We start from the raw sequence: 19,005 nt of genomic DNA, 5'->3' as shown, positions 1-19,005 counted from the left end.
CTACTCCTTTACTCTGTTAGCATCAAAAAATATGATATTTAATGTTAAAAATTAGTTTTTCATATAAAAGACCCTGAGAGTCGGACCTCTTCCAAAGTTCTGCGGGGAGTAGTCTCCGTTTGGATGTATCCACTCTACTCTCTTAGATCTAAATTCGCGTACCAAGTCAGCATAGTCTCCACACAAGTGGGATCCACAAGCTATTAAAATCCCCATAACAATGGATGATCCGTATGTATTTTCTATTATCATAATTTGGCCCAGCTAAAGCAGGCTATAGATACCTATATACGTTTCAGAGCCTAAATGTACCTGATATACTTTCCGGGAGTTACTCCCGACCTACATATACCTCAATTTCCTCTATTTATATAATTTAGGTTATTATATCATAAAATAAAAATCCACCAACCAGAACAATGGTTGGTGGATTTGCTAACTTTAATGGAGTTGAGGAGGTATCGAACCTTTGACTCGAAGATAACGGCCATTGGTTCCGGCAAACACAGTCATGACTGGTTTGGTTTCACTTATGATACTCAAACTCCTGCCGTTTCCCAGTAGAATCAAACATAATTTCGAATTTATTACCTTAAGCATCTTCACGAACGCGTTTGTTATTCTTTATATAATAAATAGAGGCACCTGATTCTTTAGCTTGTTTCCGTGCATGTTGATTTGCCTTCTTTAGAATTCCTTGGAGCTGTTCTCGATTTTCGAACATCTTGAGTCCCCCAATCTAAATTTCTGTTTATTATATCATAAACTAAAAAACCACCAACCAGATTACTGGTTGATGGTTTCTTGACTCTAATGGAGGCGAGGGGAGTCGAACCCCTGTCCGAAGATAACGACACATAAGCTTCTACGGGTGTAGTCACAGTTTTGATGTCACCCGAGTATCGCCCCGTAACCGGCTATACGTTGGGTCAGCCTGATTGTCTTCTTCAGCACACCCCAGGCGGAGATGTGACAGCGTATCCCACTACTTGTTAGCCCCTAATCCTGTCACATGGGCGATGCAGGTTAGAAGCACGCACACAGTTTCTTAGGCTGCGAAAGCGTAGTTTGTTTGTTGTTTGCCGTTTAATAGGCTTTAGCGTTGATGAAGCGGACGCGTCCCCACTACCCGCTACCCATGCTCGAACTATCCCCGTCGAATCCATAAACGCCCCCTCATATAAGAAGGGCTCCAGGATTAATCCGTGAATACGGAGCAAAGGTGCTGCACATCTTTTTCCTCCAAGGTAAAAAGATGCTTCTTTCAAACTCGGCATTCCTGTCTGCTACATGAGTAATCATAACATAGAGCAGCAAGCCGATATAGTACAGATTGCTGGAAGACATTCCAGCAGGCTGAGCACGTGTACAAAATTATCCAATACACAGGCTCAATCGTCTACATATTATACCGCGTCACCATTCGGAAGTAAAGTTTACCCAGATCAGATCACAATCAACGGCACCTAAGTATTTTACCCACGAATCAGGCAAACTACGCAAGAGCGAGTAATTTTGATTCATCACTACGCCATATTCCATGCTCCTAATTACTTCTTTTACACATATCACAAAAATTCAGTTCATAGCACATTTCAACAAACCTCATCTATTACCTTCGCTAATTCAAATAAAAAGCCTCAATCTTGCCCATAACAGGACAAACCTTGAGACTCCTTAACTCGAACATCAACCTTCCTAACTCCATCACGAAAACCTAACTTATGCACCTAAAGTAAAACTTTCACACCCAGCGCTCCACTTAACGTGCAACCTTCTGCTTCTCGCGCATTGCGCGTTGAATATCACGTTGTGCATCCCGCTTGGCTGCAGTCTCACGCTTATCAAACTGCTTCTTACCTTTACCCAGTCCGAGCAACAGCTTCGCATAACCGTTACGGATATAGATTTTCAGTGGCACAATGCTGTACCCATCCTGTTTCGACAGCCCGAGCAGCTTGTGAATCTGCACTTTATGCATTAACAACTTACGCGTACGTGTCGGATCAAGTGGATTATTTCGGTTCCCTTGTTCAAAAGGACTAATATGCATATTATGAATATGAATCTCACCGTTCCGAATCGTGGCAAATGCATCACCAATATTCGCACGGCCGTTACGAAGAGATTTGATCTCCGTTCCGGTAAGCACCATGCCCGCTTCATACGTATCTTCAATGAAGTAGTCATGGGAAGCCTTTTTATTCTGTGCGAGCACTTTACTCTGTCCATCATTCTTGCCCATGTCCTCACTCCTTCTCCGTAAAATAAGCCGGTACCATGCTCTGTAGCAGCGCACCCATTGTTGCACCAAGGTACCACGTGCCAGACCTTAATTGTAGCAAGTACGGCTGTTAAAATCAAGAAAGAGGCGACCTCTGCCGCCCCTCCTCATTACACCACTTCCAGACAGTGCGAAACAACACACCGCAGAAAGTGACTATTTCTCCAACGCTTAACTTGGAGGAACGAATCGTAATTCTTCTCTCCAAGTTACGTTAGTTTTATTTTTTCTTTTTCCGCACAAAAGCTGCCGTGCCGTTACCAGCTGCACCTTTGCTCTTCTTCCGCTTACGTCGTGGTGCTCCACCTTCCTGAGTGCCACCAGGTGTTGCAGCTTCTCCGATAAATACGCCGCTCGGCGAAGTGTTTTTACGTCCACTTCCGCCCTTGCCACCTTTACCGCCGCCCTTGCCGGACTTAAAGCTTCCTTCACCGCGACCGCTGCCGTTGCTTTGGCCACTTCCTTGTCCACCAGTTGAATTACTATCCGAACCACCCGATGTAGAGCTATAACCGCCTTTACCTGAGCCAAAACCAAAGCTCACCGCGCCTTTACCCCGACCCGTCGATCCGCCAGCATCACCAGCACGACGCTCACCTTTCGGTTTGCCGCTGCCTTTACCTCCGTATCCACCGGATGAGCCTGCTCCCGCACCTGCACTCGTTGCTCCGCCGCGACCGCCACGTCCACCTTTGCTGTCTTCCGGTGATCTGCCACCACGGTTGCCTCCAGCACTGGCTGAGCTGCCTTTGCCGCCTCGCGATCCGCTGAATCCACCTGGTCCACCCTTGGCACCGCCGCGTCCGCCGCCGCTGCCTGGACGTCCACCTTTGCCGCCACGTCCGCCACCGAAGCCGCCAGGACGTTCAGCACGAGGTTTCATATCCACCATTTCAAAATCAATCGTATACTCTTCCATGCTGACACGTGCCACACGGATCTTCACTTCATCCCCGATACGGAAGACTTTTGAAGTCCGTTCACCAATCAGAGCCATATGCTGATCATCAAAATGGTAATAGTCGTCCGTAAGCGCGCTCAGACGAATCAGACCTTCAACCGTGTTCTCCAGTTCAATGAACATACCGAAGCTGGTCACACTGCTGATCATGCCTTCGAACTCTTCGCCTACTTTATCGAGCATGTACTCGGCTTTCTTCATTTTCTCCGTATCCCGCTCAGCTTCTACCGCCACACGTTCACGTTCCGAAGACTGCTGGGCAATATCGGCCATACGTGCTGCCAAATACTCCTGACGGTTCTCCGGCAAAGCGCCATTATTTTCAATGACTTCGCGAATCACCCGGTGAATGACGAGATCGGGATAACGACGAATTGGAGACGTGAAGTGACTATAGAATTCTGCCGCGAGGCCAAAGTGACCTGACATTTCAGAATCATACTTCGCCTGTTTCATGGAACGAAGCATCATCGTGCTGATCACGGTTTGTTCTTTTGTTTCCTTGATATCCTCAAGCAACGATTGAAGGGCCCGTGGATGAATTGCATTGCCACGTCCTTTGACCTGGTGTCCGAAATTCGCCGCAAAGGCGAGGAAATTTTGCAGTTTTTCCTGATCTGGATCTTCATGCACACGATAGATAAACGGCACCTTCAACCAGTGGAAGTGCTCTGCTACTGTCTCATTGGCTGCAAGCATGAACTCTTCAATGATTTGCTCTGCAATCGAACGCTCCCGTTTCACGATATCGATCGGTTTGCACTCTGCATCCACAATGATTTTGGATTCTTCAAAATCAAAGTCAACCGCTCCACGACGCATACGCATAGCCCGCAGTTTCAAAGCGATCTCTTTCATCAGATGAAAATCATCCACCAGATCCTTATAACGCTCAAGCAATTCCGGCTCTTCACCTTCAAGGATTTTACGGACGTTGGAATACGTCATCCGCTCTTTGGTTTTGATTACACTTGTGAAAATGTCATGTTTCACAACTTTCATCTGATCGTTGAATTCCATCTCACAAGACAGGGTCAAGCGATCTACCTGCGGGTTCAAACTACAGATTCCGTTGGATAGGCGCTGAGGCAACATCGGAATAACCCGGTCCACCAGATATACACTGCATCCACGGTTGTAGGCTTCCTGATCCAGCTTGGAATTCTCCTGTACATAGTAGCCAACGTCGGCAATGTGAACACCCAAACGGTAATTACCATTAGGCAGTTTCTCTACATTTACAGCATCGTCCAGATCCTTGGCATCTTCACCATCAATCGTGACAATGTTCAGTCCACGCAGATCACGGCGACCTTGTTGAACGATTTCTTCATCGGTAATAGAGTCTGGTGCTTTTTCCGCTTCTTCGACCACTTCATCCGGGAAAGCTTCTGGCAGCTGATGCTTGCGAATAACGGACAAAATATCAATACCCGGCTCATCCTTATGACCGAGAATCTCGATCACTTCACCCTCGGCTGCCGCACGGCCCTCCGGATAGCTGACGATCTTTGCTACAACCTTCTGTCCATCAACCGCCCCAGCAAAATTGGTACGCGGGATGAAAATATCGCGATTAATCCGTTTATCATCCGGAATAACGAAGCCGTACACCTCATGGCTTTGGAACACACCTACAACTTGTGTCACCGCACGAGTAACAATACGGACGATCTCACCCTCCAGGCGACCGCCAGAAGGGCCTTGGGACGTGACTTTAACCAATACCGTGTCACCATTCATCGCACTCTTCATGTCATTGGCGTGAATGTACACATCCGGGTGCTCTCGATCCTCAGGAATAAGGAAAGCAAATCCTTTGGCATGAGCCTGTAGACGTCCGCGAACCAAATCCATGCGCTCTGGCATGCCATAACGATTGTTGCGGGTCAGCAGAACTTTTCCGGATTCCTCCAGCGTATTCAGCATAATCAAAAAGGCTTTGAAATCAGCTGCGTCTTCGATCTCGAAGTGCTGTTCCAACTCCTGATAAGTCATCGGTTTATAAGCGGTCTCCCGCATGAAGTCGAGCAATTGTTGTTCTGTTATCATTAATATATTCACCTCGGGAAACATAAAAGTGTAATCGGATCTCATCTGTTTATGTATCGGAATTCTTACCATTTTCATGCAATCACTGTCGGGAAGAGTATAGTCGCGCACCCATACTATCTCATACCCTAGTATACACGAATTCAATCCAGCCCATCCGTACCTCGTAAAAAAACCACAGTTGCCGGGCGCTCCTCTAAAATCACGCTTTCACGTATCTCTACAGACATTTTATGCGATACCCATGCTGTACGCATCTGCCAAAGGACTACATCCGAAAATTTTCTGTACACATGACATTCATTATAGGGAGTGCGTTCGCGCGTAACGAATAAGCGAGGGACATATCCATACATGATAGGGGTTGTGTTGCATGTTAAGGAAGGAAAACCGAACAGAAGTGAGAAGAAGACCGAAATCATGGAGTCTATAGATTAGATTATTGTTGGTAAAGTTTGGACGCGTAAAAAATTATTAAAAAACCCCCGTTTCTCCACGAAACGAAGGTTCATCAATTAAGCGATTAGCTTAAGCTATTCATTGCCCAGCAGTTCCAATTTTACTTGGAAAACACCGTAACAATAATAGACAAAATCATAAATCCTGCACCCAGTACCACCGTTGCACGTTGCAGGAAGAGATCCAATCCGCGCGCTTTCGTTTTACCGAAAAGATGTTCCGCACCACCGGAGATGGCACCCGCCAAACCAGCGCTTTTCCCGTGCTGCAGCAATACTACAGTGATTAGACCGATCGAGAAGACAACGAGCAGCAATTTCAAAGCAATATCCATTCTTTCCACCTCCTACCCATGTGGGCATAACATCTCACCATAAAAACAGTTACTTTAATTGTAACATAGCTATTGTTGTGATACAAGTAGTGCAGTTCATACAATACCCTAAATTTGACCATCTACATACTCCATACATTATACGATTAATCCGCATCAATAAAAAAGACAAGCCGGTTACCCGGCTTGCCCGTAAAAGCTGGATATCCAGCTTATTTTTTAAGGTTGTAGAATCCTTTAAGACCATTGTATTGAGCCAGTTCACCCAGTTGATCCTCAATGCGGAGCAATTGGTTGTACTTCGCGATACGGTCTGTACGGGAAGGAGCACCCGTTTTGATTTGACCAGCGTTTGTTGCAACAGCGATATCAGCGATTGTGCTGTCTTCGGACTCACCGGAACGGTGGGAGATTACAGCTGTGTATCCTGCACGTTTAGCCATTTCGATTGCATCGAATGTTTCAGTCAATGTACCGATTTGGTTAACTTTGATCAGGATGGAGTTACCGATACCTTCTTCGATACCTCTGCCAAGACGCTCCGTGTTCGTTACGAACAAGTCGTCACCAACGAGTTGTACTTTGTCTCCCAATTTCTCAGTGAGCAATTTCCAACCATCCCAGTCATCTTCAGACATACCGTCTTCGATTGTGATGATTGGGTATTTCTCAACCCATGAAGCCAAGAGGTCAACATACTCAGCGGAAGTGTAAGATTTACCTTCGCCAGCAAGAGTGTACTTACCATCTTTGTAGAACTCAGTGGAAGCTACGTCCATACCCAGGAATACGTCAACACCTGGTTTGTAACCCGCTTTTTCAATCGCTTCGATGATTGTAGTGATTGCTTCTTCGTTCGAACCAAGGTTCGGTGCGAAACCACCTTCGTCACCTACAGCTGTGTTCAAGCCTTTGGAGCTCAATACGGATTTCAGGTTGTGGAAGATTTCCGCACCTACGCGAAGAGCTTCTTTGAAGCTTGGTGCTCCAACTGGAAGAACCATGAACTCTTGAACGTCAATGTTGTTGTCTGCATGCTCACCACCGTTGATGATGTTCATCATTGGAACTGGCAATGCTTTAGCGTTGAATCCGCCCAGGTAAACGTACAATGGCAGGTCCAGAGCGTCAGCAGCTGCGCGAGCTACTGCCATGGATACAGCCAGGATTGCGTTAGCACCCAGTTTACCTTTGTTTGGCGTACCATCCAAAGTGATCATCAATTTGTCGATACCCAATTGATCCAATGCATCCATACCGATAACTTCTGGAGCGATTGTTTCGTTTACGTTTTTAACAGCTTGCAGAACGCCTTTACCGAGGTAACGGGATTTGTCGCCATCGCGAAGCTCAACTGCTTCGTGGGCACCAGTGGATGCACCGGATGGAACGATTGCGCGTCCGATTGCGCCGGACTCCAGGTATACTTCAACTTCTACTGTAGGGTTACCGCGGGAGTCGAGGACTTCGCGAGCGTACACGTCAGAAATAATAGTCATTTGTGATAATCTCCTTTAAATTTGAATTTATTTTTAATACGTTCAGAATAGTTCAGTTTCACCAGGCCACTCCGCACGCAGTACCATCTTCCGATCGCTGTTATCCCCTGATTCCTTTGAACTTATTTTTATAAGTTGGAATCATGTGATAAAGGCGAACGCTAACGCTTCTTCAGATTGGTTCTGCCCGCTTCGTTCCAGGTTCCACTCTGTCTTATTCGACAACCTATTAAAACGAATTATTTACGGGTAGCAATAACAGATGTACCTGTCATTTCTTCCGGTTTAGGCAACTGCATCAGGTCAAGGATCGTTGGCGCGATATCTGCCAGGATTCCGCCTTCACGCAAGGTAACGTTAGCATCTGTAACGATGAATGGAACCGGGTTCGTTGTATGAGCTGTGAACGGACGTCCTTGCTCATCGAACACCATATCCGCGTTACCATGATCCGCAGTGATCAGTACAACGCCGCCTTTGGCAAGTACTGCATCCACAACACGGCCCATGCACTCATCTGTTACTTCTACCGCTTTGATGGTAGGCTCCAGCATGCCGGAGTGTCCAACCATGTCAGGGTTAGCAAAGTTCAGAATGATGGCGTCATGTTTGTCTGCTTCGATTTCGCGAACACATGCGTCAGCTACTTCATACGCGCTCATCTCTGGTTGCAGATCATACGTTGCAACTTTTGGTGAGTTGATCAGTACGCGAGTTTCGCCCGGAAGCTCCACATCACGACCGCCGCTGAAGAAGAAGGTAACGTGTGGGTATTTCTCCGTTTCTGCAATACGCAGTTGTTTTTTATTGTTCTGTACCAGAACTTCACCCAAGGTGTTGTCGAGGTTCTTCGGCGAGTAAGCCACATAACCTTCAACCGTCTCACTGAACAAAGTCAAACATACAAAGTGCAAGCCCACTGGGAACTTCGGACCACGATCGAAACCGCGGAAGTCCTGGTTCGTGAATACTTGCGACAACTGGATTGCACGGTCAGGACGGAAGTTAAGGAAGATAACGGAATCGCCGCTTTCTACCAAACCTACCGGCTCACCATCCGCTTTGACGATAACCGTTGGTTCAACGAATTCATCAAATACGGATTTCTCATACGATTCTTCAACCGCTTTGAGTGGGTCAGTGTATTTCGGTCCATCTCCATAAACGATGGCGCGGTATGATTTCTCCACCCGTTCCCAACGTTTGTCACGGTCCATCGCGTAATAGCGACCTTGAACCGTTGCGATTTGTCCCACACCAACTTCTTCAATCTTGGCGATCAGCTTCTGCATGAAGTCTTTACCACTGTCTGGCATAACATCACGGCCATCCATGAAGGCATGAATATATACATCGTTCATTTCTTCTTTTTTGGCCAGATCCAGCATAGCGAACAGGTGGTCGATGTGACTATGTACGCCGCCATCGGACAACAAGCCGTAGAGATGAAGCTTTTTACCGCTTTGTTTCGCTTCGCGAACAGCTTTGACAAGTGTTTCATTGTCGTAGAACTCGCCGTCACGAATGGATTTGGAGATACGGGTCAAATCCTGGTATACGATCCGGCCGGCACCGATGTTCAGGTGACCTACCTCGGAATTTCCCATTTGCCCTTCTGGCAAACCTACAGCTTCACCGCAAGCAGTGAGTGTTGTATGTGGGAATTGGCTCATAAAACGGTCGTAGTTCGGTTTCTTGGCTTGCGCTACCGCGTTGCCTTCCACCGTGTTACGCAGACCAAAGCCGTCCATGATGATCAGTGCTACAGGTTTTGGAGCTGTCATCTTACTTCGCCCCCTCAACAAGCGCGATGAACGAAGCCGGCTGCAAGCTGGCACCGCCAACAAGCGCGCCGTCGATGTCGCTTTGTCCGAGGTATTCTGTTACGTTCTCCGGTTTAACACTGCCGCCGTATTGAATACGAACTGCACTCGCAACCGTCTCGTTGTACAGATCCTTCACCAATGTACGGATGTAAGCAATAACTTCATTCGCATCTTGGGAAGTGGAGGATTTGCCTGTACCAATCGCCCAGATTGGCTCATAAGCGATAACAACCTGTGCCGCTTGCTCTGCAGACAGACCTGCCAAAGCAGCTTCTGTTTGCACTTTGCATACATCTTTTGTTTGGTTCGCTTCACGCTCTTCAAGCGTTTCACCAAGGCAGAAGATTGGAGTCAATCCGTGACGGAATGCTGCATGCAACTTTTTATTGACAGTCTCATCGGTTTCCGCAAAATATTGACGGCGCTCCGAGTGACCAACGATGACATAATCCACACCCAGGTCTTTCAGCATTACACCGCTGATTTCACCTGTGAATGCACCATTGTCTTCAAAATGAAGATTTTGTGCACCAATTTTGATGTTTGTGCCTTTAACGGCTTCTACCAGGGATGGCAGATTCGTAAACGGTGCGCAGATTACAGTTTCCACGCCTTCAACTTCCGCTTTTCCTTTAACTTCCTGAATGAAGTCATTGGATTCGGAAACCGTTTTGAACATTTTCCAGTTACCTGCGATAATCGGTGTTCTCATGGGTTTCAACTCCTTCATGCTATAGACTACTAAAACTTACTTGTCGTTCAATGCCACTACGCCTGGAAGAACTTTACCTTCCATGAACTCGAGCGATGCACCGCCACCTGTAGAGATGTGGTTCATCTTGTCAGCCAATTTGAATTTCTCAGCTGCTGCTGCGGAGTCACCGCCACCAATTACAGTGTAAGCTTCTGTCTCAGCGCAAGCTTCTGCTACTGCACGAGTACCGTGGGAGAATGGCTCGATTTCAAATACGCCCATTGGTCCGTTCCATACAACCAATTTGGAGTTTTTGATTACGTCAGCATAGATCTCACGTGTTTTAGGACCGATGTCGATTCCTTCCCAATCTGCTGGGATGCCATCGATATCAACGATTTGTGTGTTTGCTTTTGCGCTGAAATCGTCAGACACTACGATATCTACCGGCAGGTAGAAGTTTTTGCCCAATTTTTTCGCTTTTTCGATGAAACCGAGCGCAACATCAAGTTTGGAGTCATCCAGCAAGGACTGTCCAATTTCATGTCCTTGTGCTTTGAGGAACGTGTAAGTCAGACCGCCACCGATGATCACGTTGTCTGCAATGTTCAGCAGGTTGTCGATTACATCGATTTTGTCTTTAACTTTGGATCCGCCAATGATGGCTGTGAAAGGACGCTCAGGGTTGGAGATTGCTTTACCCAACACTTCAAGTTCTTTTTCCATCAACAAACCGGACACCGCTGGAAGCAAGTGAGCAATTCCTTCAGTCGAAGCGTGTGCTCTGTGAGCCGCGCCAAACGCATCGTTAACGAAAACGTCAGCCAGTTCAGCAAATTGTTTTGCCAGTTCCGGATCATTTTTCTCTTCGCCTGCGTGGAAACGAACGTTTTCAAGCAACAATACGTCGCCATTGTTCAGTTCAGCGATTTGAGCTTTAACAACGTCACCAACAGAATCGTCAGCTTTAACAACTGTTTTACCCAACAATTCGGACAAACGCTCAGCTGCTGGAGTCAAACGCAAAGACTCAACCACTTCGCCTTTGGGACGACCCATGTGGCTTGCCAAAATGACTTTAGCGCCTTTTTCAATCAAGAAGTTGATTGTAGGAAGCGTTGCACGAATACGTTTGTCATCTGTAATTTTACCATCTTCGAGCGGCACATTGAAATCTACACGGACAAAAGCCCGTTTTCCTGTCAATTCGATATCGCGTACACTTTTTTTGTTCATCTGTATTTCCTCCGCACCCATGTATTTGGTGGACCGATCAAGGGCTGAAATCCCTTGTCAATCCTGGTGTTTTTGAGAAATTTGCAAAATATTGATATATAAAGAGCGGAAACAATATAGCATCTGTTTCCGCTCTATGTTATTGCAGATATTACTTAATCATTTTTGCAAAGTGCTCCAAAGTGCGAACCAATTGTGCAGTGTAGGACATTTCATTGTCATACCAAGCTACAGTTTTAACCAATTGTTGGTCGCCAACAGTCAGAACTTTAGTTTGAGTTGCGTCAAACAGGGAACCGAAAGTGATACCTTGGATGTCGGAAGATACGATTTCGTCTTCAGTGTATCCGAAAGTTTGTGGGTCGGAAGCTTCTTTCATTACTGCGTTAACTTCTTCAGCAGTAACTTTTTTACCCAGAACAGTTACGAGCTCAGTCAGGGAACCAGTAGCTACTGGTACACGTTGAGCTGCACCATCCAATTTGCCTTGCAGTTCTGGAATTACCAGACCGATTGCTTTAGCAGCACCCGTTGTGTTAGGGATGATGTTTTCAGCTGCTGCGCGAGCACGACGGAAGTCACCTTTAGGGTGTGGAGCATCCAATGTGTTTTGGTCGCCAGTGTAAGCGTGAATTGTAGTCATCAAACCTTGAACGATTCCGAATTTGTCTTGCAGTGTTTTTGCCATAGGTGCCAGGCAGTTCGTTGTGCAAGATGCGCCGGAGATTACAGTTTCAGTACCGTCGAGGATTTCATGGTTTACGTTGTAAACGATGGTTTTCATGTCGCCAGTAGCTGGTGCGGAGATAACAACTTTCTTAGCTCCACCTTTCAAGTGTTTCTCAGCTGCTTCTTTCGTTGTGAAGAAACCAGTACATTCCAGAACGATATCTACGCCCAGGTCGCCCCAAGGAAGTTCTTCCGGGTTACGGTTAGCCAATACTTTAACTTCTTTGCCGTTCACTTTGAAGAAGCCATCGTGTACTTCAACATCGCCATCGAAGCGACCTTGAGTTGTATCATATTTGAGCAAATGAGCCAGCATTTTAGCGTCAGTCAAGTCGTTGATTGCTACTACTTCAATGCCCTCTACATTTTGAATACGGCGGAATGCCAAGCGTCCAATACGTCCAAAACCGTTAATACCTACTTTAATCATGAGTAAGTTCCTCCCAAGTTTTGATTAATTTTTTATGAAACTTATATATTCAAGACAGACGGTGAAGTCCGTCAAGACAACAATAGTTGTGTTGCAGAGTAAAACTTTATTCCATTTCAGCAACGATGACTTCGGCAGCTGCCTCATCAATAATCAGAATATCTTCCTGACCAAATCGTAACACGGAATGTATGGCAGCAGCTTTGCTTTTGCCACCTGCGATTCCAATCACAACATCGGTTCGTTCAATATCCTGAAGTCGCATCCCCAGTGTAAGCATGGTATGTACCACCTTACCCTGATCGTTAAAGTAATAACCGAAAGATTCAGATACGGCTCCCTGCTCCTGAAGTTCATCTATGATCTCCGTCGCAAGTTTACGTCTTGTCGCCATCTCCACGGCATCACCAATTCCATGAATAACAATCCGCGATTTTCGAATCAGCTGCAGAATCTCCTGAACACTGGGGTCCTGGATTAATGATTCATAGGCATGATCACTAAGCAAATCCGGTACATGCAGGAGTTTATATTGCGCTCCTACCCGTTTTGCCATCGTGGATGCAATCGTATTTGCCTGAATTTCAAGGCTTTCTCCAAGTCCACCGCGTGCCGGTACGAACCAGACACCTTTGAGCGATGTTGGCGGAGTCAGTTGCTCTGCGACTTCGGCCGTTGTTGATCCGCCAGTAACGGCGACAACGTCGTTGTCACTCATGATATTGCCGAGAGCCTTCGCTCCGGCTCTGCCCAGTTCCCTTTTGGCAAATGGAGATACGTCCGAATCACCAGGAACCACAACTACCTTTTGCAGACCGTAGGCTTGCTTGATGCGCTCTTCCAGCTCGGATAATCCGAACAACTCTTTGGCTACGGGCTCTAACTGCTGCAGCAAATCATACCCTGCCTCGCTGATCTTCATTCCTGCACTGTCAATTTCAATAAGTCCCTGAGCCTTTAACAGATCGGTCTCAGCCCTCAGAACCCGCTCGGTCATCTGCATGGAATTAGCTAACGTTCTCCGTCCGATCACATCCGATAACATGATCTGCTGCAGAATCGTATACCTCTTTTTCAAGACATCCATGAGATCAGGCAGAAGCTGCTTTTGTACTTCTAAAATCGTTCGCATGCTTTCCACTCCCGCAAGTTCTCGTTCCAAGCTCTCTTTCGTGGCCCTAAAACGTCCCGGGTTAACTTTTTAAGTCCCACGTCTATTCTACCTAAAACTGACGTGACATGCAAGTGTTTCAACGTGTTATTTCGACACACATTCAGCGATTGTACGCGCCTATTTTCACAATCCTAGACTTCCATGATCAAGGACTAGCTCACGCATACCATATATAGAAGAAACATGTGAATTCCATCTACATATCGCTCAGAATACATTTCATCGGGCATGTCCAAAACCTCTAATAGCATTTACTTAAATGCACTCTTTATCCACTCTTCTTCATCATGATCATTTTTAGGTTAATCCAAACCAATACACATCACGAATTGCTTGCAATTAAATATTTCATGAGCTATAATCATTATTGCTGTCACATAATGTGCGCCCGTGGTCCAATGGATATGACGTAGGCCTCCGAAGCCTGAGATCCAAGTTCGATTCTTGGCGGGCGCGCCACTTTTATTTAACAGCTCATAACCCTTTTAACCAATGAAACCGGAAAGGTTTCTTTTTTTTGCAAGTTAGTTTGACTTTCTTTGACTTTTTGTTTGGAATTGTTTATTATGTGGGTAATACGGTAACAGTTTAAATATAAGCACCAATAACATTTACATTCCGAGGAGGTTTTTCACGTGAGTTTTATTCCAATGGTCGTTGAACAGAGCAACCGGGGTGAGCGCGCCTATGACATCTACTCCAGATTGCTGAAGGATCGTATTATTTTCCTTGGTAGCGATGTTAATGATGTAGTGGCTAATGCCATTATGGCACAGATGTTGTTCCTGGCTGCGGAAGATCCGGAGAAAGACATTCACTTATACATCAACAGCCCAGGCGGATCGATTACAGCCGGTATGGCCATTTACGATACAATGCAATTCATCAAACCGGATGTATCTACCATCTGTGTAGGTATGGCGGCTTCCATGGGTGCATTCTTGCTGAATGCTGGTGCAAAAGGGAAACGTTTTGCGTTGCCTAACAGTGAAATCATGATTCACCAACCGCTTGGTGGTGCTCAAGGTCAAGCTTCGGACATCGAAATTCGTGCTCGCCGCATCCTGAAAATGCGTGATACCTTGAACCGCATCATCTCTGAGCGTTCAGGTCAACCTCTGGAGCGGATCGAGAAAGATACAGATCGTGACTACTTCATGAGTGCTGCTGAAGCTGCCGATTACGGTATCATTGATAAAGTTATTGAAAACGTGGGTTCCCAAGGCATCTAATATGCTGCCTGGAGACTAGCGGTAACATCACAGGGCGGGCTTCACCGATATAAAGGTGAGCCCGCCCTGTGCTATTTTCAACTAAACAGGCAAATATCACACCCGTTAGTGGAGTGCGTTGACTGGATAAACAAGAATCCCCCGTCAAAGCAGGATGACGGGGGATTCTTGTTATTATTTTTCATGAGAAGAATGTGATATGAGTGCTCTTGCTTAAAAGTTACCCTACGCGAACTTACTTGTCTGATGTTACGTTGCTAAACGGTTCCGTGCCCTTAGGCAGAATTTCCTTGTAAGTGAACTTCATTTCAGGGAAACCTTCCGCGTACGCTGTATATTCATACAACTGGAAGAACACAACTGCACCTGTTGGTGTCACATAGAAATCCTGGTCTTTATTTAACCCTTTGTAACCTTCCAGGTATCCACCGCGGGCTTTCAGTTGCTCGCCCACTTTTTTACCCAACGTCTCACGCATGGTTTTGTTATTTTGCAACACATCATCTAACGTAAGTTCCTTGCCTGTGTCCAGAGCAAAGGTGTGTCCCGTACGGGTTGTCATGCCGTGTGCTCCTGCATAGTCCTCATAACGTTGAGTGATCAAACCTAACACGCCGTTCTCATTGTAGGTCACGACATACGAAGTTTCAAAAGCATATGGACGTTTTGCGGTTGCTCCGCCGAATTCAGTGGTTTGTTTTTTGAAAGCAGCAACAGCCGTGTCCACTTCATCTTTGAGCACTTTGTTGATGGCCGCTTCAGCTTCTTTGCTGGCAAGTCCACTCACCTGCGGATATTGTACATCCACCTCCGCATTTTTCACAGTCACGTTTACTTTTGTCGATTTTACCTGCACATTATTTTGCTTCACTTTGCTGAGTGTCAACGTTTTGGTTTTGCCATCCCAATTTCCCTGTACACCCAGATAATCTCGCATTGCCGAGAATGGAATATATAATCGACCCTGAATCAATTTTGCTTCCACCTGAGGGTAATACCCGTTAATATAGACGTTTGGTTGTCCATCCATCAGGCTAACGGTCATCGCATTGTTGGCTGCTGTTACCGTATATGACTTCGTTTTAGCATCATATTTCAACGTTCCACCCGCTACATCTTTGACTGCTGTCAGCGAGACCCAAGTCGATCCACCTTGAAGAAGTCCTTTTTGAGTCAGTGTTTTCCCACCCGATTTCAGCGTTACCTCAGCTGGGGTTGTCACTTTCGAGGATACAGAAGCCGCCTGTACCGAACTCTCCTGCCATACCGAACCACTACCTACAATAATTCCTGCTGCAAGCAACGCACTTGTACATTTTTTCCATGATGTCATATATAAAACTCCTCTCTGAATTCACAATTAGGTATCATTGCGTATGTAATCCTGACCTGATCGCATATCTCATACGCTCACCTCTCTATTATAATTAACCCAATTTCGGAAAGGTTTACAGCTCGAGTTACAATGTTGATGAATATCAGACGCAAAATATAAGGGGATATGACCTTTTTGTCACGAACAACTATACAAAAAAGATACCAATAAACAGCATTTCACGTTGCTTCAAAAAGGTACACTTCTATCTAACTTCATTAAAGTTTGCTTTTCCAACAAAAAAAGACTCTGTCCACAGGACAAAGTCTTTGTCATTATTTCGTTGTACCCTTTAAATGACACTTATAAAGTGTTACTTGAGTTTACAATCATTAGTTCGATCTTATTTATTTCATTTCATACGTGATATTCAGGATTGTGCTTACTTTAACCTGGCCTGTTTCAATCTCAGTGCCACCTGCTGTATCTGCTGCTTTGGACATCAATGACTCACTCGCATAGAACACAGGTACATTCGCATCGCCTTGGCTTACGGAAAGAACAGCACCCAGTTGACGTTTAACTGCTTTTGCGATGGCGCCAGCTTTTACATCTGCATTGGCAACAGCTTTCTCAATCACTTGGGACTCATAAGTTTCCGGATTTTCTACAGTAAAGCGCACGTTCTCAATATTGTTCGCACCCGCACCTGAAGCAGCATCAAGCAGTTCGCCGATCTTGTCCATCTGACGATACGTGACTGTCAGTGTATGATGCGCTGTGTATCCTTTAATTTGTTGTCCGTCTTTTTCGCTATACGTATAGTTGGGTTGTACAGAGAACTGACTGGTTTGAATGTCGTCTGCACTGATCTTCCACGTATTCTTCAGCAAGTTGGATACTTTTTGAACTTTGGCAGCATTCGCTTTTTGAGCAGATGCAGCTGTCTCTGCAGTACTGTTCACACCAATGGACAGATAAGCAATATCAGGCTTCACCTGAATCTCACCTTTCCCCACGACATTAATCACATTCTGTTGTACGCCTTGAACCTCTGCAGCATAAGCATAGCTCCCTGGCGCAACCCAAGCGGTTCCTCCTACAAGCAACGTACTTGCCACCAGCACTGCACCAAACGGTTTCATCCATTGTTTACCCATCACGATAGCCTCCTTATGTGTTAACATCTCAAACTTTAATCGATTTGATACCTTAACAGACGGGACAAATTCCATAATGTTGCACTTGACGATAGCAAATACCTCAATAACGCAAAAAAGCCCCTTTCGGGACTTCTTCATTGGATTGATCATATCTTATTGGTTTTCGAGCTCTTCCTTGCTTACCAGACTAACTAAAGCGTTTACAGCCTGTTCGGCATCCGCGCCTTCTGCACTAATCTGGATTTCCGTACCTGTGCTAATCGCAAGGCTCATGATCCCCATAATACTTTTTGCATTAACTTTTTTGTCGTCCTTCTCGACGAACACTTCAGACGAGTACTTATTCGCTTCTTGAACGAACAGTGCCGCAGGTCTGGCATGGAGACCCGTTTTCAAACGGACAACTACCGGGTGCTTTGTCATGGAAACTTACCCCCTATTATGAAATCTGGACATTAAATACACAATTATATTTATACAACATTATACCATTAACCCGTGCAGGACACTAGAAGAAAAAACTAAGGGTCTTTTGTAGGACATTATCTTGCCCTATTTCATCTTTTGCAGAGCGCATCCAATGACCTAAGTGAGTTCTCCCAGATCCTTAACGGGTGACCTTCCCGACCGTTTCAGTTCAGTAGAAACAGCCGACCTTGTTACTTACCCTGCGACGTCTTAACCATAACGTTCTGTGCGCACTTTCTCAGCCAGCTCATCAATTTTACGAAGCCGATGGTTTACTCCAGACTTGCTAACTGTACCTTTAAGGAGTTCGCCCACTTCCTTCAAATTGATATCTGGATGAGCCAGTCGAACCTCCGCCACCTCGCGAAGTTTCTCAGGCAGTGACTCCAGACCAACTTCTTTTTGCAACAAACGGATATTATCGATTTGTCTTACAGCCGCTCCAATGGTTTTATTCAGGTTGGCAGTTTCACAATTGACAATCCGGTTAACGGAGTTACGCATGTCTCGCATAATCCGTACATCTTCAAACTTGAACAAGGCCTGATGAGCACCAATGATGCTGAGCAGCTCAATGATTTTCTCGCCTTCCTTAATGTATAGGATGAATCCTTTTTTCCGTTCTATACACCGGGCATTCAGATGAAATTCATTGGCGAGATCAACGAGTGCCTGACAGTGCTCCTCATACATGGACGCAATCTCCAGATGGTACGAGGAGCCTTCCGGATTATTAACCGATCCACCGGCCAGAAATGCACCGCGAAGATAGGCCCGTTTACAACAGTTCTGCTGAAACAACTCCGTATTAATCCCTGGTGTAAACAGAAAACCTTCCGATACAATATGAAGACTCTTGAGAATCTCCTGTACCATAGTTGGAATACGAACAATATATACATTGTTCTTTTTCAGCCGCATTTTTTTGCGGACCAGTAATTCCGTATGCACTTGAAAATGCTTTTTAAGCAGAGAGTATGCCCGTCTTGCAATGGCGGCATTCTCCGTCGAAATATCCAAGATCACTTTTTTATTCGATAACTGCACTGCACCAAGCATACGGATGAGGGCTGAAAGTTCCGCCTTTTCGCAGCACGGTTCGCTCTCGATCATGGTTAACTCTTTTTTGGTCTGTGCTGCAAACGACAT

General features: G+C 45.8%; 15 protein-coding genes, 1 tRNA gene and 1 other RNA gene. 2 read left to right on the top strand and 15 right to left on the bottom strand.

Annotated features, from left to right (window positions below; all coding sequences use genetic code 11):
* Window positions 1-592: 592 nt before the first annotated feature.
* The 11 genes from MKZ12_RS00960 to MKZ12_RS00910 all read right to left on the bottom strand — a co-directional run bounded on the left by MKZ12_RS00960 (window position 593) and on the right by MKZ12_RS00910 (window position 13,636).
* Entirely contained in the window at window positions 593-724 is a 132-nt protein-coding gene (locus MKZ12_RS00960; protein ID WP_339258250.1) for a hypothetical protein, read from the bottom strand.
* An 87-nt stretch (window positions 725-811) separates the two neighbouring features.
* Window positions 812-1,176: a transfer-messenger RNA gene (gene ssrA / locus MKZ12_RS00955) on the bottom strand.
* Window positions 1,177-1,762: 586 nt separating this feature from the next.
* Window positions 1,763-2,245, bottom strand: coding sequence for an SsrA-binding protein SmpB (gene smpB / locus MKZ12_RS00950; RefSeq protein ID WP_062837738.1), 483 nt, complete (start codon window positions 2,243-2,245; stop codon window positions 1,763-1,765).
* A gap of 259 nt (window positions 2,246-2,504) precedes the next feature.
* On the bottom strand, window positions 2,505-5,297 hold the full coding sequence (rnr, locus tag MKZ12_RS00945) for a ribonuclease R (RefSeq protein ID WP_339258248.1): 2,793 nt from the start codon (window positions 5,295-5,297) through the stop codon (window positions 2,505-2,507).
* Window positions 5,298-5,856: 559 nt separating this feature from the next.
* On the bottom strand, window positions 5,857-6,090 hold the full coding sequence (secG, locus tag MKZ12_RS00940) for a preprotein translocase subunit SecG (protein WP_339239022.1): 234 nt from the start codon (window positions 6,088-6,090) through the stop codon (window positions 5,857-5,859).
* A gap of 212 nt (window positions 6,091-6,302) precedes the next feature.
* Window positions 6,303-7,589 carry a phosphopyruvate hydratase gene (gene eno / locus MKZ12_RS00935; RefSeq protein WP_076291983.1) on the bottom strand — a complete coding sequence of 429 codons (1,287 nt, stop codon included), beginning with the start codon at window positions 7,587-7,589 and terminating at the stop codon, window positions 6,303-6,305.
* A 239-nt stretch (window positions 7,590-7,828) separates the two neighbouring features.
* Window positions 7,829-9,373, bottom strand: a complete 1,545-nt coding sequence (gpmI, locus tag MKZ12_RS00930) for a 2,3-bisphosphoglycerate-independent phosphoglycerate mutase (RefSeq protein ID WP_339258246.1) — start codon at window positions 9,371-9,373, stop codon at window positions 7,829-7,831.
* Between the two features lies 1 nt (window position 9,374).
* On the bottom strand, window positions 9,375-10,127 hold the full coding sequence (tpiA, locus tag MKZ12_RS00925) for a triose-phosphate isomerase (protein WP_253429049.1): 753 nt from the start codon (window positions 10,125-10,127) through the stop codon (window positions 9,375-9,377).
* 36 nt (window positions 10,128-10,163) lie between these two features.
* Window positions 10,164-11,345 (bottom strand): phosphoglycerate kinase, encoded by a 1,182-nt coding sequence (locus MKZ12_RS00920; RefSeq protein WP_339258244.1) that lies wholly within the window; start codon window positions 11,343-11,345, stop codon window positions 10,164-10,166.
* A 151-nt stretch (window positions 11,346-11,496) separates the two neighbouring features.
* Window positions 11,497-12,504 carry a type I glyceraldehyde-3-phosphate dehydrogenase gene (gene gap / locus MKZ12_RS00915; RefSeq protein ID WP_056695277.1) on the bottom strand — a complete coding sequence of 336 codons (1,008 nt, stop codon included), beginning with the start codon at window positions 12,502-12,504 and terminating at the stop codon, window positions 11,497-11,499.
* Between the two features lie 106 nt (window positions 12,505-12,610).
* A complete protein-coding gene (locus tag MKZ12_RS00910) occupies window positions 12,611-13,636 on the bottom strand; it encodes a sugar-binding domain-containing protein (protein WP_124118313.1) in 1,026 nt (341 codons plus the stop codon).
* A 426-nt stretch (window positions 13,637-14,062) separates the two neighbouring features.
* On the opposite strand from MKZ12_RS00910, the gene MKZ12_RS00905 reads away from it, so the two are divergent.
* A tRNA-Arg gene (locus tag MKZ12_RS00905) sits at window positions 14,063-14,137 on the top strand.
* A 176-nt stretch (window positions 14,138-14,313) separates the two neighbouring features.
* Complete coding sequence (gene clpP / locus MKZ12_RS00900; RefSeq protein ID WP_017691245.1) at window positions 14,314-14,910, top strand: ATP-dependent Clp endopeptidase proteolytic subunit ClpP; 597 nt, start codon at window positions 14,314-14,316, stop codon at window positions 14,908-14,910.
* 235 nt (window positions 14,911-15,145) lie between these two features.
* Here clpP and MKZ12_RS00895 read toward each other — a convergent pair whose 3' ends face one another.
* The 4 genes from MKZ12_RS00895 to whiA all read right to left on the bottom strand — a co-directional run bounded on the left by MKZ12_RS00895 (window position 15,146) and on the right by whiA (window position 19,005).
* The gene (locus MKZ12_RS00895) at window positions 15,146-16,243 is read right to left on the bottom strand and encodes a DUF4163 domain-containing protein (protein ID WP_339258243.1); all 1,098 of its coding nucleotides are present in this window, start codon (window positions 16,241-16,243) and stop codon (window positions 15,146-15,148) included.
* A gap of 389 nt (window positions 16,244-16,632) precedes the next feature.
* The gene (locus tag MKZ12_RS00890; protein ID WP_339258241.1) at window positions 16,633-17,385 is read right to left on the bottom strand and encodes an SIMPL domain-containing protein; all 753 of its coding nucleotides are present in this window, start codon (window positions 17,383-17,385) and stop codon (window positions 16,633-16,635) included.
* 156 nt (window positions 17,386-17,541) lie between these two features.
* Window positions 17,542-17,811, bottom strand: coding sequence for an HPr family phosphocarrier protein (locus tag MKZ12_RS00885; RefSeq protein WP_017691248.1), 270 nt, complete (start codon window positions 17,809-17,811; stop codon window positions 17,542-17,544).
* Between the two features lie 255 nt (window positions 17,812-18,066).
* Window positions 18,067-19,005 carry a DNA-binding protein WhiA gene (gene whiA, locus MKZ12_RS00880; RefSeq protein ID WP_253429043.1) on the bottom strand — a complete coding sequence of 313 codons (939 nt, stop codon included), beginning with the start codon at window positions 19,003-19,005 and terminating at the stop codon, window positions 18,067-18,069.

Origin of the sequence: Paenibacillus sp. FSL R5-0713 (genome assembly GCF_037973325.1) — a bacterium.
Taxonomy (GTDB): Bacteria; Bacillota; Bacilli; order Paenibacillales; family Paenibacillaceae; genus Paenibacillus.
The sequence above is the reverse complement of the archived record's forward strand: the minus strand, read 5'-3'. Positions and strand labels throughout refer to the sequence as shown.